Annotated in this window: 8 protein-coding genes and 1 pseudogene; all 9 read left to right on the forward strand. The window is 61.5% G+C overall.

Translation table 11 applies throughout. The features are described from left to right. Positions 1–194: 194 nt before the first annotated feature. The 9 genes and pseudogenes from ACFQUU_RS26405 (at position 195) to ACFQUU_RS26445 (ending at position 7,553) form a co-directional block, all read left to right on the forward strand. A complete protein-coding gene (locus ACFQUU_RS26405; RefSeq protein WP_382251161.1) occupies positions 195–1,100 on the forward strand; it encodes a LysR family transcriptional regulator in 906 nt (301 codons plus the stop codon). Positions 1,101–1,193: 93 nt separating this feature from the next. Then, on the forward strand, positions 1,194–1,847 hold the full coding sequence (locus ACFQUU_RS26410; RefSeq protein WP_382251163.1) for an FMN-dependent NADH-azoreductase: 654 nt from the start codon (positions 1,194–1,196) through the stop codon (positions 1,845–1,847). After that, a complete protein-coding gene (locus tag ACFQUU_RS26415) occupies positions 1,844–2,740 on the forward strand; it encodes a pirin family protein (RefSeq protein ID WP_382251164.1) in 897 nt (298 codons plus the stop codon). The genes ACFQUU_RS26410 and ACFQUU_RS26415 overlap by 4 nt, the downstream gene beginning before the upstream one ends. Positions 2,741–2,773: 33 nt before the next feature. Further along, positions 2,774–3,655, forward strand: a complete 882-nt coding sequence (locus ACFQUU_RS26420; RefSeq protein WP_382251166.1) for a pirin family protein — start codon at positions 2,774–2,776, stop codon at positions 3,653–3,655. Positions 3,656–3,748: 93 nt separating this feature from the next. Then, entirely contained in the window at positions 3,749–4,051 is a 303-nt protein-coding gene (locus ACFQUU_RS26425; protein WP_382251168.1) for an ArsR/SmtB family transcription factor, read from the forward strand. A 61-nt stretch (positions 4,052–4,112) separates the two neighbouring features. Beyond that, complete coding sequence (locus tag ACFQUU_RS26430) at positions 4,113–5,087, forward strand: zinc-dependent alcohol dehydrogenase family protein (protein WP_382251170.1); 975 nt, start codon at positions 4,113–4,115, stop codon at positions 5,085–5,087. A 5-nt stretch (positions 5,088–5,092) separates the two neighbouring features. Next, positions 5,093–5,386 carry an antibiotic biosynthesis monooxygenase family protein gene (locus tag ACFQUU_RS26435; RefSeq protein ID WP_382251172.1) on the forward strand — a complete coding sequence of 98 codons (294 nt, stop codon included), beginning with the start codon at positions 5,093–5,095 and terminating at the stop codon, positions 5,384–5,386. Between the two features lie 413 nt (positions 5,387–5,799). Continuing rightward, the gene (locus tag ACFQUU_RS26440) at positions 5,800–6,027 is read left to right on the forward strand and encodes a hypothetical protein (RefSeq protein WP_382251174.1); all 228 of its coding nucleotides are present in this window, start codon (positions 5,800–5,802) and stop codon (positions 6,025–6,027) included. Between the two features lie 89 nt (positions 6,028–6,116). Then, a pseudogene (locus ACFQUU_RS26445) lies at positions 6,117–7,553 on the forward strand (IS1182 family transposase). Positions 7,554–8,102: the final 549 nt, after the last annotated feature.

Here is an 8,102-nt window from a genome sequence, read left to right on the forward strand (position 1 = left end):
CGCTGACGATCCGGCGCTGCCCGCGTTCCACTTCGAGCAACACAGCTGCCCTTTTTCCACGCTAGCTTGCCCGGCTACCCTGACCTTATCCTGTGTTGCTTTGTAAATATAAATTGCGCGCAAGCCCCGGGTAGGACGATGGCGCCTGCTATGCTTGGGTCGCGACCGTCGATGTCGCGGATGAGGAGTCGTGGATGGACATCGAAGAATTACAGACATTCGTGGAAGTCGCCGACGCCGGCGGCATCTCGGCCGCTGCGCTCAGGCTCGGTGTAGCCAAGTCGATCGTGAGCCGGCGCCTGGCCCGGCTCGAGGCGAGCCTTGGCACCCAGCTGCTGTCGCGTACCACACGCGGCGCGGCGCTTACTGAAGCGGGTGCTGTCTTCCGCGATTACGCGGCGCGGGCCTGCGCCGAGATCAGCATGGCGAAGGAGACCATCCTGCCGGCGGGCGAGCTGCGCGGCCGCCTGCGGATTGCCGCGCCACTGACCTTCGGCCCGACCCACTTCGCGCCCGTGCTAGCGGAACTGGCGCGCCGCCATCCCCTGCTGCAGGTACATACCTGCTATACCGACCATTTCGTGGATCTCATCACGGAAGGCTACGACTGCGCGATCCGGGTCGGCTACCTACAGGATTCCAACCTGATTGCGCGGCGCATCGGACCGATCTACGGGGCCGCCGTGGCCAGCCCGGCCTACATCGCGGCGCACGGGGCGCCCGAGAAACCGTGCGAACTGCTCGCCCACGAGGCGTTGATGCAGGGGACCGAAACCTGGCAGTTCATGGACGGCGACACGGTGGTCACGGTGCGCCCGCAAGGGCGCTTTAAGGCCGACAACGGCGTGGCCCTGGTGGCCGCCGCGGTCGCGGGCCTCGGCATCGCTTGGCTCCCGAACCTGCTGATCCACGAGCACGTGAGCAGCGGCGCCCTGGTGCCCGTCATGCCGCGCTATCCGACGCCCCCGGCGGGCGCCTACGTGGTGCGCCCACCAGGCCAGCACCCGGCAAGGAAGATCCGCGTCTTGAGCGACCTGCTGATCGAGTATTTCGAGACCATTCCCCTGGTCGCGCGCTCGCCCAGTCCCTGGCGTTCCTGAAAGCGTGACACAGCTGGTCCCGGGCCGCGCCTAGCGCAAGGCCGCGTCGAAGGATATATTTTTCCCGTTGCCTTTTTGAAAACGGGATCACCCTTGAACCACATCTTAGTCATCAACAGCAGCGCCTCAGGGGATGCCTCAGTGTCGCGCCTGCTGGTCGCCGACATCGTCCAGCGCCTGGTCGACCTCCATCCCCAGGCCAGGCTCACCTATCGCGACGTTGGCGAGGACCCGGTTCCGCACCTGACCCCTGCCACCCTGGCGGGGGTGCGCGGCGTGGCCCAGAGCGAGGCCGAACATGCGACCCGCACGCTGTCCGACCGCCTGATCGCCGAGCTGCAGGCCGCCGACCTGGTCGTGATCGGCGCACCCATGTACAACTTCAGCATTCCCTCGACCTTGCGCACCTGGTTCGATCATGTGCTGCGTCCGCGCGTCACCTTCTCTTACGGGGCAGACGGTCCGGAAGGGCAGTTAAAGGGCAAGCACGCGATCGTGGTCGAGGCGCGCGGGGGACTATACTCGGAAGGCCCGGCGCAGACCATTGATTTTCAAGAGCCTTATATCAGGCAGCTGCTGGGTTTCATGGGCATCACTGACGTCAGCTTCATCCATGCTGAGAAGATCGGTTTCGGTCCCGAAGCGCGCGAAGCGGCGCTGGCCTCGGCCCGCGAGCAGGGCGCCCGCGCGATCGCGCGCCTGGCACCTGTCCGGGCCGGTGCACCGGCGCAGGGAGAGCCTGCATGATCGACCTGGTCATCGAGCAGCGCCGCCGCAGCCTGGGCGGCAGCTTCGAGGTCGGCAGGGTGCTGCCCTTCGCCAAGCGGCGCATGGTCGGTCCCTTCATCTTCTTCGACCATATCGGACCGCTGGACCTGGCATCCGGCATCGACCGCAGCGTTGACGTGCGCGCGCATCCGCACATCGGGCTGTCGACCGTGACCTACCTGTTCTCCGGCGAGATCATGCACCGCGACAGCCTCGGCTACGAAATGGCCGTGCGCCCGCACGAGGTCAACTGGATGACGGCGGGCAGCGGGATCACCCACAGCGAACGCTTCGAGCACGCACGGGCGCACGGCGACCACATCCACGGCATCCAGGCCTGGGTCGCGCTGCCGGATGGGCAGGAGGAGACTGCGCCGTCCTTTTCCCACCATTCGGGTGCCGACCTGCCGCGCTGGAACGATGGCGGCGTCACCGGTCAGCTGATCGCCGGCAGCGCCTATGGCCTCAGCGCCGCGGCCAGGACCCATTCGCCGCTGTTCTATGCGCACCTGGACATGGCGCCGGGCGCGGTCGCCGAGATCCCGGCCGGTTATTCCGAGCGCGCGGTGTATGTCGCGAACGGCGCGGTGGAGATGGACGGCCAGCGCTTCGAAAGCGGCCGGATGCTGGTGCTGGGAGCGGCCGCCTCGCGCGTGCGCGCGCTCGACCATGCGACCGTGATGCTGCTGGGCGGCGAACCGGTCGGCGCACGCTTCATGTACTGGAATTTCGTGTCCTCGTCGCAGGAGCGGCTGGCGCAGGCGGCGGCTGACTGGAAGGCCGGCAGGATCAAGCTGCCGGACGCCGACAACGAGGAATTCATCCCCTTGCCCGACGCGGGGCCGCCCGCGGCGTCGCAGGTCCGCGCCTGAGCCGGACCGGCATGCATCCTGATTGGAGACCACATGAACACGATCGTTGAACTGCCCCGCCGCGTGACCCACCGGACCCGCGGCTTCACCCACGGCCCGATCACCCGCCTGATGAGTCCATCGGATCTGGGCCAGGTGCTCAAGCCCTTCGTGTTCCTGGACCTGTTCGACCTCGACTTGCACGACCCGCGCGGCGGGATGAACATTCATCCGCATTCGGGCCTGGCGACGATCACCGTCATTTTCGATGGCGACCTGCGCTTCGACGATCCGCTTGATGGCACCGGGCACCTCGACTTCGGCGGCTTCGAATGGATGCGCGCGGGTGGCGGGGTCTGGCATGGCAAGGAACTTTCGGCCGGACGCGCACCAAAAGCCAAGGGCTTCCAGCTCTGGATCGCGCTGCCGCCCGAACTCGAGCACGCGGACGTCGATAGCCAGTACGTCGAAGCCCTGCAGGTGCCGACTACCGGACCGGCAACCGTCATCCTGGGCAGCTATGGGGGTTTTCGCAGCCCCGCCCGTTCGCCCGGCGGAATCACCTACCTGCTGGTGAAACTGGCGGCGGGGACGAGCTGGACCTTCACGCCGCCGCCGGGGCATCCGCTGTCCTGGCTCGCCGTCGGCAGCGGACGGCTGGTCGGCGCGACGCCGGCGGCGGCAGGGGACATGCTGGTGTTCGACCAATCGGGACTGCCGATCACGCTGGAAGCGAGCGTGGACGAAGAGACCGTTTTCGTGATCGGTGCGGCGGTCCCCCACCCGCACGATCTGTATCTGGGAAATTATTCGGTGCACACGTCGGCGGAATCGCTGGACCGGGGCGAGGCCAACATCGAACGCCTGCGCAAGCTCCTCGTCGAGGCTGGAAACCGCCGTCGGGCCGACGGCAGCGTCCCGGTGTTCCGCGGCTAGTTCAGCACGGAGATGGCTGGCCGGCACAACGCGGCGCGCGTGAGGAGGCAGGGGGGGGATTGACTTATCGGGAAATGCCGATATAATGTCCCCATGGACTTGCTCGAAATATTCAAGGCACTGTCGAACCGTACGCGGCTGGACATCCTTAAACGCCTGAAGGACCCGGTCAACATGTTCCCTCCGCAGGACGAAGGGGACGTGCACACGGTGGGCGTGTGCGTCAGCAGCATCCAGGAGGGTGTCGGACTGTCGCAGTCGACCGTCTCCGACTACCTGGCAACCTTGCAGCGGGCAGGCCTGGTCAACGTCCAGCGTATCGGTCAGTGGACGTATTACAAGCGCAACGAAGAAGCCATTCGTGCCCTTGCGGAACTCATTGGCAAAGGCCTGTAAATTTTTTGTTCCTTTGTATCGAAAAATCTCGATATCCCTTTTTAACGAAATGGAGAATGTCATGAAAGCAGTCACCCTGAAGAGCTTTGGTGGTCCCGATGCGTTCGAACTGCGCGAGCTGCCCAAACCCGTCCCCGGCGCCGGCCAGGTGCTCGTCCGCGTGCACGCGACCTCTATCAACCCACTGGACTACCAGGTCAGGCGCGGGGATTACCCGGACCTGGTGCCGCTGCCGTCCATCACCGGGCACGACGTCTCCGGGGTGGTCGAAGCGGTCGGCCCGGGCGTAACCGCCTTCGCCCCCGGCGATGAAGTCTGGTACACCCCCCAGATCTTCGATGGCCCCGGCAGCTATGCCGAGTACCACGTGGCTTCCGAGACCATCGTCGGAAAGAAACCCGCCGCGCTGAGCCATCTCGAAGCCGCAAGCCTCAGCCTGGTCGGTGGAACGGCCTGGGAAGCGCTGGTCGGCCGCGCGGCGCTGCGCGTGGGCGAAACCCTCCTGGTGCACGGCGGCGCGGGCGGGGTCGGGCACGTGGCGATCCAGGTGGCGAAGGCCATCGGAGCGCGGGTGATCACCACCGCACGCCGGGAGAACGCCGAGTTCGCACGCGCCATGGGCGCCGATGTCGTCATCGACTACGAGAAGGAAGACGTGGTCGAAGCCGTGCTGCGTGAAACCGCTGGCCGCGGCGTCGACGTCGTGTTCGATACGATCGGTGGCGACACTCTTTCCCGTGGTGCGGAGGTCCTTGCGCAACTCGGCCGGCTGGTCTCGATCGTCGATATCGCGCAACCCCAGAACCTGATCCACGCCTGGGGCAAGAACGCAAGCTATCACTTCGTGTTCACCCGCCAGAACCGCGGCAAGCTCGACGAACTGAGCGCCCTGGTCGAGCGCGGCCAGCTCCGGCCCCATGTCGGCGCGACCTACACATTGGAAGAGATTCCCCAGGCCCATGCGCGGCTGGAGAGCCGCGATAACGGCCTGCGTGGCAAGATCGCGATCGCGGTCGTTCCGCCGGCGCAGGGGTGAGCGCCATGATCCACGAAATCGCATCCTTGCCGGTACGCGCCGATCGGATCGAGGCTTTCCAGCACGCCTTTTCCGAGGTCGTGCATCTGCTTGCGCGGGCCAAGGTCTATGAGGGGCACCGGCTGTTGCAGGGCGTCGAGACGCCCTCGCAGTTCACGCTCATCGTGCAATGGCGGACGCTGGAAGACCATACCGAAGGGTTCGAGCCCGGGGAAGACCACCGGGCGTTCATGGAGGGTCTGCAGGCGCATTTCGCCGGGGAACCCGTCGTCCAGCATGCCCGTTCGGTGGGACCTTGACGCCATGCTTGACCGAACGCAAATGTGTGACTAAGTTTGCAACTTGAGACGCGGGATGGAACGAGGTGCTTGGTGATGCATTTGTCAAAATTACATCATGAAAGCCACCAACCGCCATCTCTCCCTTCTCGCGCTGCTGCTGGCCCTGTGCTGCGGCGGCGCCTTCGCGGCCCCGGCTGAGCACACGGAATTCGAAGTGACCCTGCATGCGCCCTTCCAGGCGCCGGCGGATGCGCGCCGGACTTTCGGCTTGAACTTCAGCTACCCCGGCCTTGAGCAGACGGGCACGGTCTACTGGAAGCTGGAACTCGGCGATCCGCAAGGCCGCACCGTCCAGGTCTGGCGCGGCAGCAGCGCGCTCACCGGCCAGGACACTCCGGTGCAGGTAAGCGGTCGGCAACCCCGATCCGTCGATGCAGTTGTACGGCGACGGCCTAGTGGCCGCCATCGCGTCGCAGGTGTTCGCGGCGCCGCAAGGGATTCCCGAACGCTGCGGCAAACTCGCACCTTGGCAGCTGCGCCGCGTGACAGACTATATGGAGTGCCATTTCCCGGACCGGATCGAGCTGGTGACCCTGGCGGCGCTGCTGAACCTGTCGCAGTCGCACATCAGCCGCGCTTTTAAGGCACAGGCCGCTTAGGGTCTAGGTTGTGTGAAAAGAGCTCCATGAAGTAAACGAATCCCCAAGTAAGGTGTCAAATAAATAACACCTTATTGAGGGAGACGTTGATGAAACGCTTCATTTAAGGAGTCGATCGTACGCAGAGCATTCTGTTTCCAGCTCAGCTTGACGAATATATCGACGAAGACAATGCTGTGCGGGTCATCGATGTATTTGTCGAGTCGCTCAATCTTAAAGCACTTGGATTTGATGGCACTGTGCCGGCCAATACGGGCCGCCCGGCATATCATCCATCTGTGCTGCTCAAGTTGTACATCTATGGCTACCTTAACCGAATTCAGTCGAGCCGGCGCCTGGAGCGGGAGGCACAGCGCAATATTGAGTTGATGTGGCTGATCAACCGACTGACACCGGACTTTAAGACCATTGCAGACTTCCGTAAAGACAATGGCGTAGCTATCCGCAACGTGTGCAGGCAGTTCGTTCTGTTATGTCACAAGCTCGACATGTTCGAGAGTGGGGAAGTGGCCATTGATGGCAGCAAGTTCAAAGCCGTAAACAACCGAGACAAGAATTACACACAGCGTAAGGTTGCAGCACGTATCGAGCAAGTTGAAGAGAGCATCGCCTGGTACATGGAAGAACTGGAGCGAGCCGACCGCCAGCCAGAGCTGACGACCAGATCACGCGTTGAACACATCAAGCAGAAGATTGCCTCGTTCAAACGCCAGATCGAGGACTTCAATAAAGTGGCTGAGCAACTGCAGATTCTGCCCGACCAGCAAATCTCCGAAACCGATCCGGATGCCCGCTCGATGGCCACAAGTGGCCGTGGTATCGGTATGGTGGGCTACAACGTGCAAACTGCCGTCGATACAACACACCATTTGATTGTGGCGCATGAAGTGACCAACGTTGGTCATGACCGCCATCAGCTTGCAAACATGGCAAGCCATGTGAAGGAGGTTACGGGCAAGACAGACCTGACAGCCATTGCAGACCGCGGTTACTTCACTGGTGTTGAAATCCACGCCTGCGAACAGCAAGGTATCATTCCTCTAGTGCCTAAAGCCATCACATCGAGCAATCGTGCGTTAGGACTGTTCGACAAGCGCGATTTTATCTATCTTGCGCAAAGCAATGAGTTTCTATGTCCGGCAGGCGAAAAAGCACCTTGGCGCTTCCGGGTCGTCGAGCACGGAGAAGTAATTGATAAATACTGGTCGTCCGCATGTCCGACTTGCACATTGAAACCGAAATGCACTACTGGTAAAAACCGGCGAATCAGTCGCTGGGAGCATGAAGATGTGTTTGAACGAATGCAGCGCCGTTTAGACGAACGACCAGAGCTGGCGATGTTAAGACGTAGCACCGTCGAGCATCCATTTGGCACACTTAAGGCATGGATGGGTGCGACGCACTTCGTAATGAAAACTCTCCCTAAAGTGAAAACGGAGATGAGTTTGCATGTATTAGCGTACAACATGAAACGGATGATGAGAATTCTGGGAACATTGGGATTAGTCGAAGCGATAAGGCAGTAGGCCGGATGGCCTTGTAATCCCACCGACAGATAACGCCAACTGCGACCGTTTAGTAAAACCAGAATTCATTCTGTTTGCACACAGCCTCGGTCGTCTACTGTCGAAGTCAATTTATTGCGAATGGCCGGTTAGCGTGACAGAAGGGTCGTACAGCCCGAATGGGCAACAAAGTCTAAGTTTTCTGTCATTCGAAATGAAGTGGGCAACAAAGTCCGAATATCCTGAAAACTATGTCGGCAGGAGTCTATTCGGACTTTGTTGTCCATTCATGAAGTACTTTGTTGTCCGCTGACTTTAACACTTTAGTTAGTATCTGCTTCGCTTGTAGGCCATTTTCCATAAATGATTTAACATAAAGCGTATTCGAATTCCGCGGAGTGGGCTCTGGATCGCGACATTAGACATAAGAAGGCCCCTAAATTTTGTTCAAGCCATTTTCAGATGTCTCCCTTCCGGCTATGTTCAAATGTCTTCTTTAAATCACCAGGTTTGCCATTAACGCAGCCGCGCCGCGGAATAGGTAATCAGGGCAGGGCAATCATTAATTCA

Origin of the sequence: Herbaspirillum sp. GCM10030257 (assembly GCF_042666555.1) — a bacterium.
Taxonomy (GTDB): Bacteria; Pseudomonadota; Gammaproteobacteria; order Burkholderiales; family Burkholderiaceae_D; genus Noviherbaspirillum.